General features: G+C 63.1%; 22 protein-coding genes and 1 pseudogene. 11 read left to right on the forward strand and 12 right to left on the reverse strand.

Annotated features, from left to right (window positions below; genetic code table 11):
* Window positions 1-7 precede the first annotated feature (7 nt).
* From AC07UR_RS23670 to AC07UR_RS23695, 6 genes are all read left to right on the forward strand, one after another.
* The gene (locus AC07UR_RS23670) at window positions 8-778 is read left to right on the forward strand and encodes a hypothetical protein (protein WP_209791155.1); all 771 of its coding nucleotides are present in this window, start codon (window positions 8-10) and stop codon (window positions 776-778) included.
* Between the two features lie 258 nt (window positions 779-1,036).
* Entirely contained in the window at window positions 1,037-1,882 is an 846-nt protein-coding gene (gene ygfZ, locus AC07UR_RS23675) for a CAF17-like 4Fe-4S cluster assembly/insertion protein YgfZ (protein ID WP_209791154.1), read from the forward strand.
* Window positions 1,879-2,487: an HD domain-containing protein gene (locus AC07UR_RS23680; protein ID WP_173419532.1), complete on the forward strand. Its 609-nt coding sequence runs from the start codon at window positions 1,879-1,881 to the stop codon at window positions 2,485-2,487. Before ygfZ ends, AC07UR_RS23680 begins: the two co-directional genes overlap by 4 nt.
* A 1-nt stretch (window position 2,488) precedes the next feature.
* A complete protein-coding gene (locus AC07UR_RS23685) occupies window positions 2,489-3,028 on the forward strand; it encodes a tyrosine phosphatase family protein (RefSeq protein ID WP_173419531.1) in 540 nt (179 codons plus the stop codon).
* On the forward strand, window positions 3,015-4,010 hold the full coding sequence (locus AC07UR_RS23690; protein WP_173419530.1) for an NUDIX hydrolase: 996 nt from the start codon (window positions 3,015-3,017) through the stop codon (window positions 4,008-4,010). The genes AC07UR_RS23685 and AC07UR_RS23690 overlap by 14 nt, the downstream gene beginning before the upstream one ends.
* A gap of 145 nt (window positions 4,011-4,155) precedes the next feature.
* The gene (locus AC07UR_RS23695) at window positions 4,156-4,470 is read left to right on the forward strand and encodes a hypothetical protein (protein WP_173419529.1); all 315 of its coding nucleotides are present in this window, start codon (window positions 4,156-4,158) and stop codon (window positions 4,468-4,470) included.
* A gap of 97 nt (window positions 4,471-4,567) precedes the next feature.
* Here the strand turns inward: AC07UR_RS23695 and nadC are convergent, their stop codons facing one another.
* The 5 genes from nadC to AC07UR_RS23720 form a co-directional block, all read right to left on the reverse strand.
* Window positions 4,568-5,476: a carboxylating nicotinate-nucleotide diphosphorylase gene (gene nadC, locus AC07UR_RS23700; RefSeq protein ID WP_209791153.1), complete on the reverse strand. Its 909-nt coding sequence runs from the start codon at window positions 5,474-5,476 to the stop codon at window positions 4,568-4,570.
* A gap of 55 nt (window positions 5,477-5,531) precedes the next feature.
* Window positions 5,532-7,130 (reverse strand): L-aspartate oxidase, encoded by a 1,599-nt coding sequence (locus AC07UR_RS23705; protein WP_209791152.1) that lies wholly within the window; start codon window positions 7,128-7,130, stop codon window positions 5,532-5,534.
* Window positions 7,131-7,185: 55 nt separating this feature from the next.
* Window positions 7,186-8,265, reverse strand: coding sequence for a quinolinate synthase NadA (gene nadA, locus AC07UR_RS23710; RefSeq protein WP_173419526.1), 1,080 nt, complete (start codon window positions 8,263-8,265; stop codon window positions 7,186-7,188).
* Between the two features lie 169 nt (window positions 8,266-8,434).
* Window positions 8,435-9,673, reverse strand: a complete 1,239-nt coding sequence (locus tag AC07UR_RS23715; RefSeq protein ID WP_209791151.1) for an MFS transporter — start codon at window positions 9,671-9,673, stop codon at window positions 8,435-8,437.
* A gap of 105 nt (window positions 9,674-9,778) precedes the next feature.
* Entirely contained in the window at window positions 9,779-10,645 is an 867-nt protein-coding gene (locus AC07UR_RS23720) for a helix-turn-helix domain-containing protein (protein WP_209791150.1), read from the reverse strand.
* A gap of 129 nt (window positions 10,646-10,774) precedes the next feature.
* On the opposite strand from AC07UR_RS23720, the gene AC07UR_RS23725 reads away from it, so the two are divergent.
* The gene (locus AC07UR_RS23725; protein ID WP_173419523.1) at window positions 10,775-11,698 is read left to right on the forward strand and encodes a phytanoyl-CoA dioxygenase family protein; all 924 of its coding nucleotides are present in this window, start codon (window positions 10,775-10,777) and stop codon (window positions 11,696-11,698) included.
* A gap of 28 nt (window positions 11,699-11,726) precedes the next feature.
* Here the strand turns inward: AC07UR_RS23725 and AC07UR_RS23730 are convergent, their stop codons facing one another.
* The 5 genes from AC07UR_RS23730 to recO form a co-directional block, all read right to left on the reverse strand.
* Window positions 11,727-12,578, reverse strand: coding sequence for an MOSC domain-containing protein (locus AC07UR_RS23730; protein ID WP_209791149.1), 852 nt, complete (start codon window positions 12,576-12,578; stop codon window positions 11,727-11,729).
* Window positions 12,579-12,657: 79 nt separating this feature from the next.
* Entirely contained in the window at window positions 12,658-13,314 is a 657-nt protein-coding gene (locus tag AC07UR_RS23735; RefSeq protein ID WP_209791148.1) for an HD domain-containing protein, read from the reverse strand.
* Window positions 13,315-13,323: 9 nt separating this feature from the next.
* Window positions 13,324-16,158, reverse strand: a complete 2,835-nt coding sequence (locus AC07UR_RS23740; RefSeq protein ID WP_209791147.1) for a DUF2339 domain-containing protein — start codon at window positions 16,156-16,158, stop codon at window positions 13,324-13,326.
* Window positions 16,159-16,350: 192 nt separating this feature from the next.
* Window positions 16,351-16,860 carry a PaaI family thioesterase gene (locus AC07UR_RS23745; protein WP_209791146.1) on the reverse strand — a complete coding sequence of 170 codons (510 nt, stop codon included), beginning with the start codon at window positions 16,858-16,860 and terminating at the stop codon, window positions 16,351-16,353.
* Window positions 16,861-16,874: 14 nt separating this feature from the next.
* Window positions 16,875-17,621, reverse strand: a complete 747-nt coding sequence (recO, locus tag AC07UR_RS23750) for a DNA repair protein RecO (protein WP_209791145.1) — start codon at window positions 17,619-17,621, stop codon at window positions 16,875-16,877.
* Between the two features lie 235 nt (window positions 17,622-17,856).
* On the opposite strand from recO, the gene AC07UR_RS23755 reads away from it, so the two are divergent.
* Window positions 17,857-18,594: a L,D-transpeptidase gene (locus AC07UR_RS23755; RefSeq protein WP_176351934.1), complete on the forward strand. Its 738-nt coding sequence runs from the start codon at window positions 17,857-17,859 to the stop codon at window positions 18,592-18,594.
* 16 nt (window positions 18,595-18,610) lie between these two features.
* Here the strand turns inward: AC07UR_RS23755 and AC07UR_RS23760 are convergent, their stop codons facing one another.
* Window positions 18,611-18,937, reverse strand: coding sequence for a VOC family protein (locus AC07UR_RS23760; protein ID WP_210264452.1), 327 nt, complete (start codon window positions 18,935-18,937; stop codon window positions 18,611-18,613).
* A 41-nt stretch (window positions 18,938-18,978) separates the two neighbouring features.
* On the reverse strand, window positions 18,979-19,461 hold the full coding sequence (locus tag AC07UR_RS23765; RefSeq protein WP_173419516.1) for an SRPBCC domain-containing protein: 483 nt from the start codon (window positions 19,459-19,461) through the stop codon (window positions 18,979-18,981).
* 49 nt (window positions 19,462-19,510) lie between these two features.
* Between AC07UR_RS23765 and AC07UR_RS23770 the strand changes: the two genes are divergently transcribed.
* The 3 genes and pseudogenes from AC07UR_RS23770 to AC07UR_RS23780 form a co-directional block, all read left to right on the forward strand.
* Window positions 19,511-19,843 carry an ArsR/SmtB family transcription factor gene (locus tag AC07UR_RS23770; protein ID WP_209791144.1) on the forward strand — a complete coding sequence of 111 codons (333 nt, stop codon included), beginning with the start codon at window positions 19,511-19,513 and terminating at the stop codon, window positions 19,841-19,843.
* 69 nt (window positions 19,844-19,912) lie between these two features.
* The gene (locus AC07UR_RS23775; protein WP_173419514.1) at window positions 19,913-20,956 is read left to right on the forward strand and encodes an NAD-dependent epimerase; all 1,044 of its coding nucleotides are present in this window, start codon (window positions 19,913-19,915) and stop codon (window positions 20,954-20,956) included.
* A gap of 70 nt (window positions 20,957-21,026) precedes the next feature.
* Window positions 21,027-21,466, forward strand: a pseudogene (locus AC07UR_RS23780) (UDP-glucose 6-dehydrogenase); the annotation flags it as partial.

The raw sequence follows: 21,466 nt of genomic DNA on the forward strand, positions 1-21,466 counted from the left end.
TGCCCCTATGAGCCGGAACCATGCCAACCGGACCTTTCCGGTTCGCCTTGTTACGCTGCTTCTGGCCGGTGTCGCATTTTGCGCTCCGGTGATGACGGCGCCTGCGTTTGCGCTCAGCGAACTGCAGGACGAACCCAAGGCCGTCGCGAGCGACCAGAACACCGCCCCTCCGCCGGCCGAGCCTGTTGAGGAAGAACCGGATCAGGAAGAAAAGCTCCCGCTCGAAATTCCGATGCCGGACCCGCTGATCAAAAAAACGGTGACGATCACCAAGGAAGATGAGGCCGTTGAAGAGCCAAAGACGGTCGAGCCGATCGAAGTCCTGAGCGACGTTTCCAAGATCCCGGCGCCCGTGGCGCGCATGCGCGAGCTGATCGTCGAGGCGGCGGCTTCCGGCGATATCGAGCGATTGCGTCCGCTTCTCGGCAAGGGCCCGACTCAGACTCAGGTTACCGGCGTCAGCGCTGATGAAGACCCGATCGCCATCCTCAAAAGCCTGTCCGGCGACCAGGACGGCGTCGAGATCCTGGCAATCCTGCTCGACGTGCTTTCGACGGGCTTCGTCCAGGTCGACAAGGGCACGCCGCAGGAAGCCTATGTCTGGCCCTACTTCGCCGAAAAGCCGCTCGCGTCGCTGACAGCTCCGGAAAAAGTCGATCTCTTCCGCCTGGTGACGGCGGGCGATTTTGCCGACATGGAAGAATTCGGCAGCTACAACTTCTACCGGGTCGGCATCATGCCCGACGGGAAGTGGAAATTTTTCATCGCCGGCGACTAGGGCGCTTCATGTCTAAACAGAAGCGTTCTGCCGAAATTCATCCGGCCCTTTGGGTCGGCTGAAAGCGGCCGACCCAAAGGGCCGGATGACTTGCCCGATGGATCCGCATCGCTCTGCGCCATCCTTCGTGCGGAACGACCGTTTTGAGCCAGCAGAATCGCGTCCGTTTAAAGATGAAGCGCTTTAAGCGCCGGTGACACGCTTGCCGTTCATCCCTGAACATCCTACCTGTTCGGCAATGTGAACAGGATTCGAGCCATGCCCAGAGTTCGCCTCGACGACCGCGCGATTGTCTCCGTTGCCGGCAAGGATGCGGAAGATCTTCTCCAGGGGTTGATCACCACCGATCTCGATGCCCTCACCGGCGATGAGGCCAGACCCGGCGCGCTTTTGACGCCGCAGGGCAAGATCCTGTTCGACTTCATGATTTCCCGCGATGGCGACGGCTTCAGACTGGAAACCGCGGCCGACCAGGCCGAGGCGCTGTTGAAGAGGCTGACCATGTACAAGCTGCGTTCGGCGGTGACCCTGTCGCTCGACACGGCGACGCCCACCATCATTGCCTTTGACGAGCCGCAGGCCGGCGGTTACCGCGACCACCGCTTCGAGAAGGCGGGTGCCGCGGTGTTTCGCTCCTACGGCGAGGCCGAGACGGACGCAACGTCCGCTGGCGACCTCGATCAACTCCGGATCGTCTCCGGCATTGCCGTTTCCGGCCCCGATTACGCGCTGCAGGACGCCTTCCCACACGATGTGCTGATGGACAAGAACGGCGCGCTCTCCTTCCGCAAGGGCTGCTATGTCGGCCAGGAAGTGGTTTCGCGCATGCAGCATCGCGGCACGCCGCGCCGCCGCGTGGTGATCGTCGCCGGCGCGTCAACGCTTCCGCCAAGCGGCACGGCGATCACGGCTGAAGGCAAGTCGATCGGCACGCTCGGCACGGTGCGCGGTGCATCAGCGCTCGCGATCGTGCGCATCGACAAGGCAGGCGAAGCGATGGCCAACGGGGTTGAGCTGCTGGCGGGCGACGTGTCGGTCACCTTGACGCTGCCGGAATGGACCGGACTTTCCTTTCCCACCACCGCCGACGAGGCAAGCGCATGACCTCGACGCGCGCCTGGCAGCGTATGCTTTCCGGCAGGCGGCTCGATCTGCTCGACCCGTCGCCGCTTGATGTCGAGATCAGCGACATCGCTCATGGTCTTGCCCGCGTTGCCCGCTGGAACGGACAGACGGCCGGCGACCATGCCTTCTCGGTCGCCCAGCACAGCCTCGTCGTCGAGGACATCTTTCGGCGCAGCTACAAGTGCAACGCCGACGACTGCCTGTTCGCATTGCTGCACGACGCGCCGGAATATGTCATCGGCGACATGATCTCTCCGTTCAAGGCCGTGGTCGGCGGCGGCTACAAGCTGGTCGAGAGCCGACTGGAAAGCGCCATCCATTTGCGCTTCGGGCTTCCGGCCCATTGCTCGAAGGAGCTCAAGGACCGGATCAAGAAGGCAGACCATGTCGCCGCCTATTTCGAAGCCACCCTGCTTGCCGGCTTTTCGACGGAAGAAGCACGAAAGTTCTTCGGGCAGCCGCGCGGCATCACCCGCGACGGCCTGCTGATCGACCCTTTGCCGGCCATCGAGGCCCAGCGCCTGTTTACCGAGCGTTTCGCCACCCTCGAAGCGGAACGTGCTACAGCCAAGGTGAGTGCCTGAGATGCCCCGGATCGTCGTATCGCCGCTTGCACGCATCGCCGAGATGGCTGTCCGTCACGGTTGCACCGAAATGCTGAGCCTCGTTGCCAAGGGGCAAGATTTCCACCGTCCGGCCGTGATCTCCAAGGCGCGGCACCTGACGCTCGGGATGAACGATATCAGCTTTGCCGGCACCGGCGGGCTCATCGCGCCGCAGGAGGAGCACGTCCAGCAGATCATCGCCTTCGCCAAAGGCTGGGACCGCACGCGCCCGATGCTCGTTCATTGCTGGATGGGGGTTTCGAGATCGCCGGCCGCCGCCCTTATCGCCGCGCTTGCCGTCGAGCCCGAGCTGGACGACCAGGACCTGGTCGAGAAGCTGCGGCTTGTCTCGCCCTATGCGACGCCGAACACGCGATTGGTCGAAATCGGTGACGCCGTTCTGTCGCGCGGCGGGCGGTTGGTCGCTGCCGTACGTTCGATCGGTCGCGGCGCGGATACGGACGGCAATGTCCCCTTCGTGCTGCCACTTGTTGCCGAGGGAGCCAATGTTGGCGACTGAGATGCAGGCAGTCACGGTCGAAATCGGTCTCAACGCGGCCATCGTCGCCGTCGTCAATCGCAGCCCGCGCATCCTGGCCATCAACGAGGCGGACGGTGACGCGCACGACAGCCTGCCTTTCGGCCCCTTCGATCCTGCCCGTCACCGCACCTTCGAGACCAGTCTGCGCGACCGGGTGGAAAAGCGCACGGCGCTCAAACTCGGTTACATCGAACAGCTCTACACCTTCGGCGATCGCGGACGGCAACGGCTGCCCGGCGAAGAAGGCAAGCACATGGTCTCGGTCGGCTATCTCGCCCTGACGCAGACCGATACCGAGAACACCGAGCGGCTGGCCGAGGCGGGAGCGCATTGGCGCGACTGGTACGGCTATCTCCCGTGGGAAGACTGGCGACAGGGCCGCCCCCCGATCCTCGACCAGATGATCTTGCCGGCGCTGTCGCGGTGGGAGCTTGGCCCATCCGATGACGATCGCATGGCCCCGAGCACCCAGCGACGCGCGCGCATCCGTCTTGCCTTCGGCCTCGGCGATTTCCCCTGGGACGAGGAGCGCGTGCTCGAGCGCTACGAACTGCTCTACGAGGCGGGTCTCGTGCGCGAGGCAGCGATCGACGGCCGGAGCCGGGAGCAGGACGGCGCTGTCGCCGGGCAGGCGATGCGCCACGACCACCGCCGTATCGTCGCAACCGCGATTGCCCGCCTGCGCGGCAAGATCAAATACCGGCCTGTCATCTTCGAATTGATGCCGCCCGAATTCACGCTTACCGATCTGCAGGCGACTGTGGAGGCTATTTCCGGCCGGCACCTCCACAAGCAGAATTTCCGGCGCTTGGTCGAAGGCGCAGAACTGGTCGAGCCGACCGGCATGACGCTGGCATCGACCGGCGGAAGGCCGGCGGCCCTCTTCCGCTTCCGGCGCCAGATTCTCGACGAGAGACCAGCCCCCGGCCTCAAGGTGGGTGGCCGCTCGTCGTCCGCATAGCATTCGGGAAGCGGCCGTGCAGTCTTGCTGGCGATGAAATGGCAGTTGCAGCGTTAAATGCGGGCCGCATCTAACACTTCGGCCGGTGAGTGCTATATTCCTTCACTTAGATGAAGCGTCGGCCCTGCCGGCCAAGGAAGAGTAAATGTTGCTTGCGCTTGCGCTGCTCACCAGTCTCCTGACCGATCAGCCTATCCTGCCGAACCCGCAGGGGGGCAATGCGGTGCCCGACTATTTCAACAACCGTTCGGACCAGCCTGTCGTGCCGAACCCGCAGGGTAACAAGGCGATCCCCGACTATTTCAGGAACAACCCGATGGGCGGCGGCCTACCCGGGGTGACGATTTGCAATCTCAACGGCCAGGACATGCGAGGGCAATTCAAGATCTGCCGCTATGACTGCGGCACGGAGATCACCATCGACCAGCGCGTCGTTTGCCCCTTCATCCAGCAACGCTAGCACCTGTTCTGGCGGTTCGGGCAATCGCTGGAGAACGCCTTAAACCGGAGTCGATTCATCGATTTGCGCGTGGCGCTTCAACCTTTGCTGCGGAACTTCAGCGCTTGATCGCAACGTCGAGACCGATGTCGAGCGTCGGTGCCGCCATGGTGATCTTGGAGGTCGAGATATAGTCGACGCCTGTCTCGGCGATGGCACGGACAGTGTCGATCTTGACGTTGCCCGAAGCTTCGAGGCGCGTGCGCCTGGGATCGGCGGCATAGGCGTCGCCGCCAAGCTGCCAATGGGCGGCATTGATGGCCACGGCTTCGCGCAGGCGATCCGGCCCCATATTGTCGAGCAGGATGACGTCAGGTGCCGCCGTCAAAGCCTCACGCATCTGGTCGAGGCCATCAACCTCGATCTCGATCTTGACCAGATGACCACAGTAGGCGCGAGCCGCGTGAACGGCACCGGCAACGCCGCCGGAGACGGCGATGTGGTTGTCCTTGATCAGCACCGCATCGTCGAGGCCGTAGCGATGGTTGGAGCCGCCGCCGAGGCGAACGGCGTATTTCTCCAAAGCACGCAAGCCGGGAATGGTCTTGCGCGTGCAGCAGACCTTTGCGCGCGTATGGGCAATCTCGTCGGCAAATTTCGCCGTGTAGGTGGCAATGCCCGAGAGATGCATGAGGAAGTTCAAGCCGACGCGTTCGGCTGAAAGAAGCCCGCGGGCGCGGCCGGAGATCCGGGCAATCGCCGTTCCCGGTGTCACGCGGTCACCGTCGGCAACCAGAGCGTCGAAGCCGATGGCGGGGTCAATGAGACGGAACGCCGTGCGTGCCAGTTCGAGCCCGGCGATCACGCCTGGATCCCGCGAATTCATTCCGGCCGTTGCCATCAGTTCCGGCCCGATGGTCGACAGCGTCGTGATGTCGCCGGCGCGGCCGAGATCTTCGAGTAAGGCGGCACGGACCTGCTCCTCGACCATCAGGGCGGGCAGTTCGGGGCGAAGGGCTGCGGTCATCTGGTCGTTATTCCCTGTCTGTCTTCTCAAGGCCGCGGCCATGACGTCGTCATGGTCAGGCCGTTTCGGTTTCCGCGACCTCGGCCGCCAGGCGGTTCGCCTCGGCCAGCGTCAGGTAGGTGCGGCGGCGCCACTCCGGCTGCTCCGAAGGGCAATCGGCGCGGTAATGGCCGCCACGGCTCTCGGTGCGCCGAAGCGCGCCGACGGCAATCAGCTTGGCCGTGGTCAGGATGTTGGTGAAGCGCATGCGGGCATTGTCGCGCTCGAGCGCCGAGATCTGGCGGATCGCCCGCAGCAGGCTCTCGCGCGTCCTGACGACTCCGACGCAGTCACTCATCAGGCTGCGCAGGACGGTGAGCTGCGGGCTGTCTTCCACCGTGACGGGATCGTCGTTCTCGCCGGCGTTGTCGCCCCATTGGGTCAGCTGCGGCGTCGGCAGGGTACCCTTGATGTTTTCGGCGATGCGCGCCGCGAAGACCACGGCCTCCAGCAGAGAATTTGAGGCGAGCCTGTTGGCGCCGTGCACGCCCGTGGACGTCACTTCGCCGGCCGCCCAAAGACCGTCGATCGAGGTGCGGCCTTCGGCATCCGTCAGAACTCCGCCCATATGATAATGCACCGCCGGAACGACCGGAATCGGTTGTGTCACCGGGTCGATGCCGGCACCGATGCAGGAGGCATAGACCGTCGGGAACATATCCGGGAAATGTTTTCCGACCGCCTTGGTGCAATCGAGAAACGCACCGCGTCCGGCCTGAACCTCGGCGAAGACGCCGCGCGAGACGATGTCGCGCGGGGCGAGCTCGCCATCCGGGTGAATGTCGAGCATGAAGCGGTGCCCGGCCGAATTGATGAGATGGGCGCCGTCGCCACGCAAGGCTTCGGTCGCAAGCGGCGCCGGGTCCTTGCCGATGTTGATGGCCGTCGGGTGAAACTGGACGAATTCGGGATCGGCAATGATTGCTCCTGCCCTCGCCGCCATGCCGAGACCCTGACCGCAGGCTTCCCACGGGTTGGTCGTCACCGCATAGAGATGGCCGATGCCGCCGGAGCAGAGAACCACGGCGCGCGCCGGGAACGAAACGCGCTTCTTCGACTGACCGGCATCGGGCCTCGCGATGACGCCGGAGATGAAGCGGCCCTCGCGCACCAGCTCTTCGACCACGTAGCCTTCGATGACCCGGATCGAGGGCGTGTTGCGCACCGCCGTGATCAGCGCTTCCATGATCGCCTTGCCGGCCATGTCGCCCTTGACGCGAACGATGCGGCGCTCCGAATGGGCCGCCTCCCGCGACAGGATCAGCTTGCCCTCGAGATCGCGGTCGAAGGGAACGCCATATTCGAGCAGGTCGTGTATACGCGCCGGGCCTTCGGCCACCATCATGCGCGTCATCTTCTCGTCGACGATGCCGGCACCCGCGGTCAGCGTGTCGGCGACGTGTTTTTCGAAGGTGTCGCCGGGGCTCATCGCCGCGGCGATACCCCCTTGCGCCCAGGCCGACGAGGCGCCATGGCCGATGGGTGCGGCAGCAAGAATGGTCACCGGCCGCGGGCTGAGCTTCAGCGCACAGAACAGGCCTGCAAGGCCACCGCCGACGATGACGATGTCGTCAATCCCGTTGAAGGACTGCGGGCGGAAATGATCTCTCAGCATGGTGCGGCTCTCCTCCAGCGCATGCTTGTATGCCGGGCCTTTCGCCCGCCAGGTGTTATTGCTTGAGGTTGACCATGCGCTCGACCGCAAGGCGCGCCCGGTCGGCGATCGAGGGATCGACCAGAACCTCTTCCGTCATGGTCAGCAGGCTGTCGAGGATCTTCGGCAGCGTGATGCGCTTCATGTGCGGACAGAGGTTGCACGGCTTGATGAACTCGACCCCCTCGATCTCAGCCTGGATGTTCGACGCCATCGAGCATTCGGTGACGAGCAGGACCTTCGACGGGCGGTTGTCCTTGACGTAGTTGATCATGCCAGATGTCGAGCCGGCGAAATCGCACACGGCAATCACATCCGGGTGGCACTCGGGATGGCCGATGATCTCGATGCCCGGATTGGCCTCCTTGTAGGCCAGCAATTCGGCGGCGGTGAAGCGCTCGTGCACCTCACAGTGGCCCTTCCAGGTGAGGATCTTCTTGTTGGTCTGGCGGGCGACGTTCATCGCCAGATATTCGTCCGGGATGCACAGCACCGTGTCCGAGGCGAAGCTCTCGACGACCGCAAGCACGTTCGACGAGGTGCAGCAGATATCGGTTTCGGCCTTCACGTCGGCAGAGGTGTTGACATAGGTGACGACGGGAACGCCGGGGTAGCGCTGCTTCAGCAAGCGCACGTCGGCCCCGGTGATCGATTCCGACAGCGAGCAGCCAGCCTTGCCGTCCGGGATCAGCACCGTCTTTTCCGGGCTCAACAGCTTCGAGGTCTCGGCCATGAAGTGAACGCCGCACTGGATGATGATCTCGGCATCGACCTTGGCGGCGTCGCGGGCAAGCTGCAGCGAATCGCCGACGATATCGGCGACGCAATGGAAGATATCCGGCGTCTGGTAATTGTGGGCGAGGATGACGGCGTTGCGCTCCTTCTTCAGCCGGTTGATGGCGTGAACGTAGGGCGCATAAACGGGCCACTCGATGGCCGGAATGAAGTCTTTCACCTTGTCGTAGAGGTGCTCCGTCTCGCGTGCGACCGCCGGCGTGAAAGCAAGCTCAGGTCGTTCGATGATGCCGAAGCGCTGGGCGGCGCTTACAAAAACCGGGTTCGCCACGCCTTGCGTACGGGAATCGAGCTGCGTCATCGAAGTCTCCTCTCCGCCCCTCTCTCGGGCGGCTCTTCAATTATGCTCAAACTGAGCATAATTGAACCAAAACAAAAGCGGCAAAGCCGCATGGGTTGATTTAGAAAGTTTTGTGACAGATTTCAAGAACGCAACGTCGCATTTCGCGACGTTGCGTTCACGGTTTTCTTCAGGCCACGGCCGGCCGGGCAACGGCCTTTTCCTCGATTGGCCAATGAACGACGGCGGCAAACAGGCCGAGCGCCACACCCAGCCACCACACAGGATCATAGGAACCGAAGTGGTCATAGAGGTATCCGCCCATCCACACGCCCAAGAACGAGCCGACCTGGTGCGAGAGAAATACGATGCCGCCAAGCAGCCCGAGATGGCGCGTACCGAACATGATGGCGACAAGCGCGTTCGTCGGCGGCACGGTCGAAAGCCAGAGCAGGCCCATGACGATCGCAAAGACGATGACCGAGGCCGGCGATTGCGGCAGCAGCAGAAATGCTGTGACGGCGACCGAGCGGGCGATGTAGATCCACGCCAGGAAATAAGGCTTGGAGTAGCGCTGACCAATGAAGCCGGCAGACAGCGAACCGATGATGTTGAAGAAGCCGATCAGTGCCAGCGCGATCACCGCATAACGGGCATCGATACCGATGTCGCCGATATAGGCGGGAAAATGCGCGGTGATGAACGCCACCTGATAGCCGCAGACGAAGAAGCCCGAGACCAGCAGGACGTAGCTCTTATGTCCCAGCGCCTCCTTCAACGCCTCGCCGATCGACTGCTTGTACTGCGCTTCGGATTGGATGCCAGAGGACGAATTTCCACGCAACGGAATGGCAAAGAGCGGCACGAGCAGCATCAATACGCCGAGATAGATAAGGCTGTCAGACCAGCCGTAGGCGGAGATCAGCCCCTGACTGAGAGGCGCGAACAGGAACATGCCGGCCGAGCCCGCCGCCGTGCAGATGCCGAACGCCATGGAGCGCTGATGCGGCGTGACGTTGCGGGCGAAGGCGGAAAGCAGAACGCCGAACGAGCCGGAGCCGACGGCCATGCCGATCAGCACGCCGCCACCGATGTGCAACCAGATCGGCGCATCGGCGTGGGCCATGATGATGAGACCCGAAGCATAGAGAAGCCCGGACATGGTCAACACACGCCAGGTGCCGAACTTGTCGGCGATTGCGCCGAAGAACGGCTGGCTGACGCCCCAGCACAGGTTCTGCAATGCCATGGCGAGACCGAAGGTCGTACGGTCCCACCCGGTATCGGCCAGCATCGGCAGTTGAAAGAAACCCATTGCCGAGCGCGGACCGAAGGTGAGCATCGCGACGATCGAGCCGGCGGCGATGATCAGCCAGGGCATTTCCTGGCGGACGCTCGACGGCACGGATGCTCCCGAAATAGCGGACATAGGTCTTCTCCTGATGACGAGCCAAGATCCTACGCGGGCGCAAAAATAGATAAAAGCCAATTAAATTGACGGCGCGATCACCGGAATTGATGGCCCCGGAAACCTTCATCTGTTTGCCTGGAACTTCTCGCGAAACTGCCGTGGGGTCATAGCCTTCTGCGCCTTGAACTGGCGGTTGAAATTGGCGATCGAGCGATAGCCGACCATCTCCGCTACATGGGCAACGGACTTTCCGGTTCCAGACAGCAATGCACAGGCCTCGCCGATCCTGAGCCGCATCAGATACTCCGAGATCGGCATGTCGAGATGGCGCAGGAACAGGCGATGCAGGCCCGAGAGGCTGAGGGCCGCAATGTCCGCAAGCTCGTCCATCGAAGGGTTTTCGGCATAGTTCAGATGGATATGGTCGAGCACGCGATCGAGCCGACCACGATCGACGGCTCGCCCCGAAGGTGCGACGACCCGGTTCGACAAGGGGGCTGCGTGTTCGTCTCGCGCAAGGATGGTCAGCAAGGCAAGAACGTCGGGCAACCGCTCTTCCGGCGCCAGCGTGCGCAGCCGCTCGAACAAAGGCCGGATGCGACGCGCGGCATCTTGCGAGAACTTCAGCCCGGGCGCCGAGCGATCGAACATCGCCCTCACGGGGCCGAGCTCGACGAAACCGTCCTGCATCCGCTCCACCCACTCGGGATGAAACCAGAGCACCAGCGCCACATGCGGCGCCGCTTCATCGACCTTGGATGAAGAAAGCCAGGTGTGCGGCAGGTTCGACCCGACCAGCACGAGATCACCGTCATCATAGGTCCCGATGTGATCGCCGACGAAACGCTGGCCGCGCGAATTCAGCGTCAGGGTCAGCTCGAACTCCGGATGGTGATGCCATTGAAACGGAATGCAATCGTCGAGCCGACGGTCGAGCAGGATCGATGATGCGTCCGTCGGTCGGGCAATCTTCTGTAGAACGGCCTTCATATTGCGCCAAACCTCTCGATGACGCCAGATTAGTATCAAACTTTGCCTTTGAAGGGCAACATACCCCGGTACGGAACGCCTAATCTTTCTGCATCGACAGACAGACGCAGATGAGAGGAGCCCATGCGCATGCTCAGAGATAGCCATCCCACCACCGTCGCCGACACTCAGCTGAAGGAGATCAAGAAGCGCCTGCCCTTGCGCGTGCTTTCGGAGGAAGACTGGCAGCACTGGATCACCAGGGGATACGTCATCGTCCGGCAGGCCGTCCCGGCCGCCAATGTCGAGCGGCTCGTCGACCTGCTCTGGCGCTTCGACGACAAGGATCCCACCGACCCTTCAACCTGGTACGCGCCGCAGCGCCGCGAGCATAAGATGAAGGAACTCAACGGCACCGGCATGCTGGAGATCTACAATCACCAGTATCTCTGGGACAATCGCCAGGAGCCGCGCGTCTACGGCGCCTTCGTCGACATCTGGGATCGCGAAGACCTTTGGGTGACGATCGACCGGGCCAATCTCAACCCGCCGAAGAAGGTCAAAGGCAATCCCAACGGATTCATCCACTGGGACGTCGACACCTCGATCCGGCCCTTGCCGATCGGTGTCCAGGGCGTGCTCAGCCTGAAAAAGCAGGATGGCGACGTCGGTGGTTTTCAGTGCGTGCCCGCGCTGTTCGAGAATTTCGAGGCCTGGGAAAAGACACAACCCGCCGACAGGGACCCGATGCACCCCGACATGTCAGGCCTGTCGACCGTCAACATCGAGATGGAGGCCGGCGACCTGATGATCTTCAACAGTCTGCTTGCCCATGGCGTGCGGCCCAACCATTCCGATGGAAGAGTGCGCATGGCGCAGTACATCTCCATGCACCCGGCCGAGTGGGACAACAGGGCCGAACGCGAAGAACGCATGCGGCTCTGGCGTGAGCTCGACCATCCGAAGCGCGACGCCTTTCCGGGCGACCCGCGCGAATGGGAAAAACACAATGCGACGCCCGCCAACCTCTCGGACCTCGGAGCAAAACTGCTCGGTGTCACGCCCTGGTTCTGAGGCGGACGCCACGGGGCGCTTCCGCATCTCAAGCGGAGGCGCGTACTTTCATCGGCCAGCGTTCGGCGCGCCGGCCGACAATGCGGGCCTCGTCGCCGAGCTTCAAGACGCCCTCGCCGCGCGGCACGACGTTCCAGCCGAACAGCACGCCGGCGACGCGGCGGTCGGCAGACATGCGCTTTTCCGCCAGCCCCTGGATCGGATTACCGCCGATGCGCTCGCCGGTGATCTGATCCTGGGTGGTCATGATGCAGCGGGCGCAGGGCTTGACGAAATCGAAGCGGATGCCGCCGATCTCCAGGCTCTCCCAGAAATCCTCGTCCCAGGCCTCGTCGCAATCGAGCAGGATGTTCGTGCGGAAACGGTCCATGCCGACGGGCTCCTGCCCCTTTTGCGTGAGCGTCCTGTTGAGATCCGCAAGCGAGCCGGTCGTGGTGATCAGGATAGGAAAGCCGTCGGCAAACCCGACGGGGGCTGCGGTGCCGGCCCACTCCTCACCGACGAAGCGTTCCGCCGAGGCATCCATCTGGGCAAGCTTGACGGGCCGGCCGAACCAGGTCGACAGGGTCTCGTTTGCGGCATCGTCGGCCACCGCCGCGTCGACGTCGCTGGCCCACACGCGAACGCCGAGCCGCTGGTCCGGATCGAACCGGACAGAGAGCGCCCTATCACCCATCTTCAAATGCACGCCGCCATCGATGTGGTGTGCCTCGACCTGCGCGAGCGTCTGCAGTTCGCGCTGGGTGATGAAGCGCCCGTCCGGCTCCACGAGCATGAAACGACGGTCACCCTCGAAACCGTCGAGGTTGACGGTGACCGTCTCAAGCGGGATCGCCCGGCCGCTCTTCAGCGGATGAATGTTCAGTCCGGTCACCTTCATCGAAAACGCTCCCCGTTCAGAAATTGATTCAGGCCGTTCGAGATCTGATTCACCGGACGGCAGCAATGGGTTGAAAGACTTAGATTTCATCCAGCATCATGGCAAGCACATCGCGCAGCCGCTGCTGGCGCTCAAGCGCCAGCCTGCGGCCGGCAGCCGTCTGGAATCCGTCGGCGAGCTTGAACAGCTTGGTCTCGAAATGGTCGATGGCGAAGGCCTTGTCGTCGAGCTCGCGGTCCTCGGCCAAGGGGTCGAGCGGGTCGTAGAGGCCGCTGCCCATGCGTCCGGCGATGTAGAAGCAGCGGGCGGCACCGACCATGCCGATCGCATCAAGCCGGTCGGCGTCCTGCAAGATCTTCGCCTCGATCGTCTCGGGCGCGACGTTGGCGGAAAAGCTGTGGGTGAGGATCGCATGGGCGACCGACACGATGTCTTCCGCCGACCAATCGAGATTGCGCAGGATGTCAGTTGCCTTTTCCGCCGCCAGCCTCGAGGCCTGCATGCGATGCGGTGAATTCTTCTCCACCGAAACGCAGTCGTGCAGCAAAACGGCTGCGGCAAGCACGCGTTCAGCGCCGCCCTCCTCCGCATGGATCCGCGCGGCATTCTTCCAGACGCGGATCAGGTGGGATGCATCGTGCGAACCGTCGTCTGCAACAAAGGCATGCGGCAGCAAAACGGCGGCGAGGTCGGCATGCGGCGCGAACGCCGCAGCCAAGGCTGAACTTCGGGTCATGTCCATTTCCTATTGCGGCTGTGTCGGCGCGGCGGAAGGCTGCTGCGTCACGCCGACGCCCGACAGGATCTTCTGATAGAACAGGCCGATGCCGATCAGGACGCCACCGAGCCCGATGAACGAAAGCGCGCGCAGGAAACCTTCGAGATTGGACATGTCGATCAGGAAGACCTTCAGCACGGCGATGAAGACGAGCACGGCCGAGGCGATGCGAATGCTCTTGGCATTGAAGCGCGAACCGAGCACCAGCAGAGCGACGCCGAGCAGCAGCCAGACGACCGAATAGGTGTAGGTCTCACCCTGCAGGAAGCCTTTCCAGTCGACGACGTTTTCGCCCTGCCAGAGGCGACGGACCGAAAGTGTCGCCCAGGCGAAGGCAAGGATCGCGCCGCTGACGGCGAGCGCCATCACATAAGGCAGCGGGCGCTTGTCGCGGGCGTACCAGGCGAGAGCGGCATAGCCGATACCGGGCAAGAGATAGCCGATCAGCAGCAGATCGAAGAACGGAATGCGTCCGAGCAGCTCGCCGCTGAAATAGGGGTTGAGCCCGAAGAGATGGGCGGAGAGAACCGAGAGCATCGAGAGCACCCCGAGCCCCATGCCGCCATAGCGGAAGACAGGACTTGGCGATTTCATGTCGAGCGTCATGAACACGCCGGAGGCACCGATCGCCAGCAATGTGTAGATCGACTGCTCGCCGAGCGTCGGCACGGCGCTGTCGAGCACGCCGCCGTTCATGGCATGGCGAACGAGGATCGCCAGCGTCAACAGCACGAAGAGGCTCGCCAGCGCCTGCAGCAGGTTGCGCACCCGCACATCCGGCCAGGAGCGAACGAGATAGGCGGAGGCGACGAGCAACAGTGCCGGAATGGCATAGCCCGGCAACAGCGCATTGAAGACCGGCGTGGTGCCGAGGTTTTCAGCGCCGACAATCGTCGGCTCCCAGGCGATGCGGCCGAGGACGACGATTGCGGCTGCTCCTGTCATCCAGGGCAGGATCGGCCAGTTGCGAACGCGGGTCGCGCCGGCATAGGCGGTCCCAAGCAAAGCGATCGCCAGGGTGGTGGCCAGGCCGTCCGTCCAGGCATGCAGCGCAATGACTAACAGCGCGAAGGAACCGCCGACGAGAAGGCTTGCAGCGATATCTAGACCTTCCGTCTCACTGTTGCGGCGATAGAGCCAGTCGGCAAAGGCCACCAGGCCGCCACCGACGACGAGCGCGTAAAGGCCGTGCGGCAGGTCGAAGGCGTAGTTGCCCGTCATCAGGAACGACATCGTCGTGAGCGCGACGGGCACGGCCGCGGCAATGCCGGCCCAGAGGATGGCAAACTGCGGGTGTTCACGCAGGCGGCGGGAAAGCACGAACGCGCCGCACAACACGAACAGCGTTGCCAGCAGCAGCGCGGTCAGCGTTGCGGTCCGGCTCGGCAGGACGATCTCGGGCGCAATGCCTGCGAGCGAAGGATCGAGATAAGCAAGCACGCCGCTCAGCGCCGTCAGAGTGCCGATGCCGGCGATGGCGCCGAGAGCAGACAGCAGGGCCGGATAGACGGCATTTGCCCGCCATGCCCCGAGCGCTGCCAGGGCTGCGATGACGATGACGAACTCCTTGACGGGATAGCTGACAGCACCGACAGCCGGGCTGATGAAGATCAGCGCCAGCACGGTGGCGACGATGGCGGCGGACACACTGATCGCGGCATAGGCCGGCGTGAACAGCTTCTCCCAGGGGCCCGCAACCGAAACCGGGCGGTTCGTCACCTCCGGCAACGGCGCGGCGAGCGCGTCCATGTCTGTTTCCGCGGCACCCGGCCAGACGAAGCCAACACCCAGGAGCATCACCAGCAGCGCGAAGGCGACCGGAATCGCCTCGAAGGGCGAGACGGCGGTGACATAGGCGAGCCCCCAGAGCCCAATGCCGACATTGGCAAGCGTCGACACCACCATCCAGCGCCGCAGCCGCGACGCTAGCAGCGTCGCCAGCCAGACGACCGACAGGAAGCCGAAAAGCACCCACGGGCGTGGCGCGTCACTCGACACCAGCAACGGTGTGATCAGTGACGCCAGCAAGCCAAGGCCGGCCAGCGCCTGCCCGTGCAACAGCGACAGGCCGACGGTGCCAAGCGAAATCATTGCCAGCAACACGAAGGCAGTCGTCGTGCCGATATAGCCATAGATCTCATAGGCCGCGTAGGCGACACCGAAGAGCGTGACGGCACCTGCGGCCGTCAGAATGCCCGGGATCATCGCATTCTGGAATTCGTTGGCGATGACGGGTACGGCGCGACGGCGAATAACCTCGCCGGCACCGGCCAGAAGCAGGCCGAAAAGGGCTGCGAGCGTCAGCCGGACGGCCGGGCTTAAGAGACCTGCATCGATCGAATATTTGACCATGAAGACGCCGCCAAGCGCCAGCGCTATGCCGCCGACCCAGACGGCCCAGCGTGCGCCGAGACGGCTTTCGAGGCTTTCGACCTGCCGAGTTGTTGTCCCGTCGACGGTGGTTGCCTCGACGCTCGCCGACAGGCCTTCGTCGGGCGCGGTTTCGACCGCAGCCGATTCGGCGTTACCGAAGATCCTCGCCCCTTCGCGGGCGCTCGCCGAGAGCGTTTCGACACCTTCGTCATCGTCGATCGCTGCCTCGGCGGAGCGTTCGGCACCCGCGGCCGCCTGCTCCGAAGCGATGTCGTCTGCCGCTGGCATAAGGCCCGGCGTCGCGCCCAGCCGTGCGATCTCTTTCTTGAGCGCTGCGACTTCGCTGTCCAACCGTTCCCTTGTCTTACGACCGTTCAAGAAGGCGGAGAGCGCCAGAGCAAATGCGACTAAGGCAATCAGTTCAATCATGTTTTCCCCTGGCGGCTACATTCGCAGGCCGACCGTGACCATACAGATTTTTGCGCGGCCGCCAAAGGCATAGACGGTTGAGAGCTTCGATCTCTTCGCGCAAATGTTTAAATTCTGCACGCGCCTTCGAAGGCGAGCGCGGTCAACCAACGGTCAGTGCAACATCAAAATCGGGCTGGCGACGGTCCGCCGTTATCGGCGCAAATTGTCGATGGGGAAGATCGCGCAGGTTTCCGTACCGTGGGCCAAGAGCTTGCCGCCGGCGTCGCGCAGCCAGGCCTCCGACGTGGCGATGGTCCGGCCGCGGTGGACGATTTTGCCCTCGCAGAAAACCTCGCCCATGCCGGGCAGCAGGGGGCGAACCAGGTTCACCTTGAATTCGACGGTGGTGTAGCCCTCACCGGGCTTCAAGGTCGTGAACACCGCGCATCCAAGCGCCGAATCCATCACCGTCGCCGTCCAGCCGCCATGCACGGTGCCGAGCGGGTTCAGGTGTTCCTCGGTCGGCAGCCCCTTGAAGACCACCCGACCGTCTTCGACCTCAGTCAGGCCGAACTTGAGCGTGGCCGACATCGGCGGCGCCGGCAGGTCGCCCTTCAAGAGATCCTGCATGACCTTGAGGCCGCCATCGCGGGCAACGCGATCCAACGGCAAAACGCCGATGCCGGAAACGGGCATGCCGGGGAAGAGCTCGTGGAACATTAAGTACTCCTTGCTCACGCGGCGGACGACGAAGGCTTCAAGGCCTTCAGCGCGGCGTTGACGAAACCATCGCGCGCGGACGAAACCTTGAGGCCGCGCGGTTCGTAGACATGGCGATTGAGAAAGAAGGCCGTCAGGCGAAAGGCTGCAGCAAGACTGTCATAGTCGGCCGCACTTCGTGCCTCGACGGCGAGAAACTCCGGCAGCACCAACATTCGGTCGGCATAGGGCATGCCCGCCGCGCGGCAGACCGCCCGCCCCGACTTCGGCGACACATAGGCGAGATCGTCGCGCGCTCCGGTCGCCACGCACTCTGTCAGATCGAGCCCGAAGCCGAGGTCGTTCAGGACGGCGAGCTCGAAGCGCACGAAGAGTTCGCCGGCGTCAGCCGGATCTTCGAGGTAATCGACGATGACGGCGAGCGCCTCGTAGAGATGAGGATGGGGATCGCGCTCCGGCAGCAGGCGCAGAAGCGCGCCAAGCGCCTGGATGCCGTAGACGGAGGTCGCCGTCTCCATCAGCCTTGCGGCCCGAAGCTCGAGCGGCTCGATGCGAAACTCGCCCATGTGCTCGTCGAGCCGCGCTCGCCAGGTCAATTCGACGGTATTTCCCGGCTGAAGCACAGGCTGCATGGCCCGCGAACGGCCGGAGCGCACCATGCCCAGATGCCGACCTCGGGACGCCGTCATGACTTCGGCGATGGCAGAGCTTTCGCCGTGCCGCCGGATCCCGAGAATGATGGCCTGATCGCTCCATTGCATGAAAAAGGCATACACCCGCGATGGAAAGCGGATCAAGCGATGATGCCGGTGCAGGGGCGCGACGAAACGCTTTCAAGCTGCACCCGCACTGTCGCCTTTCGGCTACACTCGTTGATTGCCTCGATTTCGCCATACTCGCGCCTCCCCGAGGCCATGTTCGACGTTAGAACGGCAATGCACGGCGGCAACGTCCGCTCCTTCCCGAAATGCAATCAGCAGGAATATTGACCCGATTATGTGTGTGTCCCGGAACAGCGCCGGCCGCTTGGCGCAGCTCTTCGCCCTTCTTCTTGCCACATCCACGCTCGCGGGCTGCGTGACCAGCGGCGGACCGGCGAAGCCGAAGGGACCCGATCCCTACTATGTCGCGATGTACGGACCGAAGCCCGACGAAAAGTTTCCGCTCGACGCCATCGACATCAGCAAGGTCGACACGCGCTACCTGCGCCAGCAGGTCGCCTACGCCACCCATGAACCGCCCGGCACGATCGTGATCGACACGCAAAACCGCTTCCTCTACCTGGTCCAGGATGGCGGCATGGCGATGCGCTACGGCATCGGCGTCGGCAAGGCCGGCCTCGAATTCGAAGGCGAAGCTCGCATTGGGCGCAAGGCCGAATGGCCGCGCTGGACGCCGACCTCCAGCATGGTGGCACGCGAACCGGAACGTTACGGTCCGCTTGCCGGCGGCATGGAGCCCGGCGTGCGCAACCCGCTTGGACCGCGCGCGCTCTATCTGTTCCAGGGCGACCGCGACACCCTGTTCCGTATCCACGGCACCACCGAGGCCTGGTCGATCGGAAAGGCCGTGTCGAGCGGCTGCATCCGGCTCTTCAACCCAGATATCATCGACCTCTACAACCGCGTCCCGAGGGATTCGCGCGTCGTCGTCCTGCAGGCACAAGCGCCGGTGAACGAGATGCTCGCCCCGATGTCGACGCCGGCAAATGCCGGCGAACCGCTGATGTACTAAACCCGTCGCCGGACGCCTACCAGGCGTCCGGCGTCCGCACCATGTGCACGATGTTGGCGGGGTTCATGATCCAGCCGCCGCGAAAACCCTCGCCAAGATCCTCGACTACGTCACAGCGCACCACACCTTTTTCGGCAAGCCTGCCGAGTGCTGCCTCATGGTCATCGGTGAAGAGTTCGAGCCATACTTCCGCCTGGCTGTAGTTCGGCGCTTCGTCGATCCAGAGCCTGTTGGGGCCGAGGATAAAGCCCTTGGCCGGCGCCTTCTCATCGAAGGGCTCCAGGCCGAGCGTGTCGCGGTAGAAGGCGACGACCGCCTCGTACTGATGCGACGGCACCTTCATAGCGATGTTGATTCCACCGGTAATCGTCACGGCGATCTCCCTCAGAGCTGCGGTTCGGTCGCCGGCTGCCCGGACAATTCGCTGACGTAGTAGCCCTGACGCAGGTTGATGCCGTATTCGAGCCAGGCCTTCATGCAGGCCAGCATCTGCGACCAGCCTTCGCAGTTCATGTAGGAACTCTTCTGTCCACGGGCATTTTCGCGCCAGCCGGTCTCAGCGATCGTCACCATGGTGGCACCATCGTCGAGCGGCTTGAAGCGCATCTCGACCGTGGTGCGATAAGGCTCCTCCCCTTTCTCGACCATCGCATCCCAACGAAAAACGATGCGCTCATGCGGTTCGACGGCCTCGACCTCAATCGGCACATTGCCCCACCAGGTGACCGTCGTGCCGGGCACCATGGGCCCGCTGACCCCACCAAGGGTGACGAAATATCTGCTGATCTGATCCGGATTGACCACAGCGTCGAAAACCTCGGCGACGGGCCGATCGATACGTCCATTCACCCGAAATTCGAAAGACATGACCTCTTCTCCCATTGTGCTGGTGCAGCATATGTTATAAAAACATAACATGTCAACCGAATCGAAAGACGACCTTGTTTTCAAGGCCCTCGCTAACGGCTTTCGCCGGCAAATCCTCGATGCCCTCAAGGATGAGCCGCAGACGACCGGCATGCTCTGCCTGCGGTTTTCAAACCTGGACCGCTGCACCGTCATGCAGCATCTGAAAGTTCTCGAAGAGGCCGAGCTGGTGATCGTCCAGCGTGAGGGCCGGGAGCGCTGGAACCATCTCAACGCCATGCCGATCCAGGCCATCCATCATCGCTGGATCAGCCAGTATGCCGGCCACGCGATGTCCGTCCTTTCCGCCCTGCAGCAAGGCCTCGACCACCCGCCGGAATGACGGTTTCGGCTTTCCATTGCCCAGCTTTCTTCGTATGAACGCGCGACAACGCAATCTGGGGATATCGTCTTGCGCTACCTCATCACCGGCACGGCCGGCTTCATCGGCTTCCACCTTGCCAAGCGACTGATCGACGAGGGACATTTCGTCGTCGGCTTCGACGGAATGACGCCCTATTACGACGTGACGCTCAAGGAGCAGCGGCATGCGATCCTCGCCCGCTCCAACGGCTTCAAGGCGGTCGTCGGCATGCTGGAAGACCGGGATGCGCTTGATCACGCCGCAGAGCTTGCCGAGCCGGAGGTCATCATCCACCTGGCGGCCCAGGCGGGTGTCCGCTACAGCCTGGAAAATCCCAAGGCCTATGTGGATTCCAACCTCATCGGCTCCTGGAACATGCTGGAACTGGCGCGTGAAATCGGCCCCAAGCACCTGATGCTGGCTTCCACCTCTTCGATCTACGGCGCCAACGAAAAGATCCCGTTCGCCGAAACCGACCGGGCCGACGAGCCGATGACGATCTATGCGGCGACGAAGAAATCGATGGAGCTGATGGCGCACAGCTACGCCCATCTCTACAAGGTGCCGACGACGGCCTTCCGTTTCTTCACAGTCTATGGTCCGTGGGGCCGGCCCGACATGGCGCTGTTCAAGTTCATCGATGCCATCCACAACGACAGGCCGATCGACATCTACGGCGAAGGCCGCATGAGCCGCGACTTCACCTATATCGACGATCTGGTCGAAGGCATTCTCCGGCTCTCCCATGTCGTTCCTGCCGAGGAAAACCGGGTGCCATCCGAAAAGGCTGCGGACACGCTGTCGCTGCAGGCACCGTTCCGGGTCGTCAACATCGGTGGCGGCCAGCCGGTCGAGCTGATGACCTTCATCGAAACCATCGAAAAGGCGGTCGGCCGCCCGGCGCTGCGGAACCTGCTGCCAATGCAGCAGGGCGACGTGCCGCGCACTTATGCGTCTCCGGATCTCCTGGAGGCGCTCACCGATTTCAAACCGTCGATTTCGGTGGAAGATGGCGTCGCCCGCTTTGCGGCATGGTATGACGAATATTACGGTCGCCCTGAAAAGGCCGGCTCACCGGCCCGCCAAGCCTGAGCCGATCGGCGACGACCGCCGTCGCCAATACTCTGCATAAGCGAAGCTCTCGCAACAAAAGGAAGAGCAGATGAAAGTCACGATGATCGGCGCCGGCTATGTCGGACTTGTATCGGGTGTGTGTTTTGCCGATTTCGGCCATGACGTGGTCTGTCTCGACAAGGACGAAAGCAAGATCGACGCCTTGATGCAGGGGCGCATCCCGATCTTCGAACCGGGCCTCGATCATCTCGTCGCCAGCAACGTCCAGTCCGGCCGCCTGTCGTTCACCACCGATCTCGTTTCGGCGGTTGCCGACAGCGACGTGATCTTCATCGCCGTCGGTACGCCATCGCGCCGCGGCGACGGCCATGCGGACCTCTCCTACGTCTATGCCGCAGCGCGCGAGATTGCCGTCAACCTCAAAGGCTTCACCGTGATCGTGACCAAATCGACGGTTCCGGTCGGCACCGGCGACGAAGTCGAGCGCATTATCCGCGAAACCAACCCGGACGCGGATTTCGCGGTCGT

The organism is Ensifer sp. GW821-FHT05G01, from assembly GCF_059419585.1.

Coding starts and splice junctions, on each gene's coding strand:
- AC07UR_RS23685 (WP_173419531.1), top strand. CDS start 2,489: ATGCCCCGGATCGTCGTATCGCCGCTTGCACGCATCGCCGAGATGGCT.
- recO (WP_209791145.1), bottom strand. CDS start 17,621: ATGCAATGGAGCGATCAGGCCATCATTCTCGGGATCCGGCGGCACGGC.
- AC07UR_RS23745 (WP_209791146.1), bottom strand. CDS start 16,860: ATGTTCCACGAGCTCTTCCCCGGCATGCCCGTTTCCGGCATCGGCGTT.
- AC07UR_RS23740 (WP_209791147.1), bottom strand. CDS start 16,158: ATGATTGAACTGATTGCCTTAGTCGCATTTGCTCTGGCGCTCTCCGCC.
- AC07UR_RS23730 (WP_209791149.1), bottom strand. CDS start 12,578: ATGAAGGTGACCGGACTGAACATTCATCCGCTGAAGAGCGGCCGGGCG.
- AC07UR_RS23755 (WP_176351934.1), top strand. CDS start 17,857: ATGTGTGTGTCCCGGAACAGCGCCGGCCGCTTGGCGCAGCTCTTCGCC.
- AC07UR_RS23725 (WP_173419523.1), top strand. CDS start 10,775: ATGCTCAGAGATAGCCATCCCACCACCGTCGCCGACACTCAGCTGAAG.
- AC07UR_RS23765 (WP_173419516.1), bottom strand. CDS start 19,461: ATGTCTTTCGAATTTCGGGTGAATGGACGTATCGATCGGCCCGTCGCC.
- AC07UR_RS23680 (WP_173419532.1), top strand. CDS start 1,879: ATGACCTCGACGCGCGCCTGGCAGCGTATGCTTTCCGGCAGGCGGCTC.
- AC07UR_RS23670 (WP_209791155.1), top strand. CDS start 8: ATGAGCCGGAACCATGCCAACCGGACCTTTCCGGTTCGCCTTGTTACG.
- nadA (WP_173419526.1), bottom strand. CDS start 8,265: ATGACGCAGCTCGATTCCCGTACGCAAGGCGTGGCGAACCCGGTTTTT.
- AC07UR_RS23715 (WP_209791151.1), bottom strand. CDS start 9,673: ATGTCCGCTATTTCGGGAGCATCCGTGCCGTCGAGCGTCCGCCAGGAA.
- ygfZ (WP_209791154.1), top strand. CDS start 1,037: ATGCCCAGAGTTCGCCTCGACGACCGCGCGATTGTCTCCGTTGCCGGC.
- AC07UR_RS23770 (WP_209791144.1), top strand. CDS start 19,511: ATGTCAACCGAATCGAAAGACGACCTTGTTTTCAAGGCCCTCGCTAAC.
- AC07UR_RS23690 (WP_173419530.1), top strand. CDS start 3,015: ATGTTGGCGACTGAGATGCAGGCAGTCACGGTCGAAATCGGTCTCAAC.
- AC07UR_RS23705 (WP_209791152.1), bottom strand. CDS start 7,130: ATGCTGAGAGATCATTTCCGCCCGCAGTCCTTCAACGGGATTGACGAC.
- nadC (WP_209791153.1), bottom strand. CDS start 5,476: ATGACCGCAGCCCTTCGCCCCGAACTGCCCGCCCTGATGGTCGAGGAG.
- AC07UR_RS23695 (WP_173419529.1), top strand. CDS start 4,156: ATGTTGCTTGCGCTTGCGCTGCTCACCAGTCTCCTGACCGATCAGCCT.
- AC07UR_RS23760 (WP_210264452.1), bottom strand. CDS start 18,937: ATGAAGGTGCCGTCGCATCAGTACGAGGCGGTCGTCGCCTTCTACCGC.
- AC07UR_RS23720 (WP_209791150.1), bottom strand. CDS start 10,645: ATGAAGGCCGTTCTACAGAAGATTGCCCGACCGACGGACGCATCATCG.
- AC07UR_RS23735 (WP_209791148.1), bottom strand. CDS start 13,314: ATGACCCGAAGTTCAGCCTTGGCTGCGGCGTTCGCGCCGCATGCCGAC.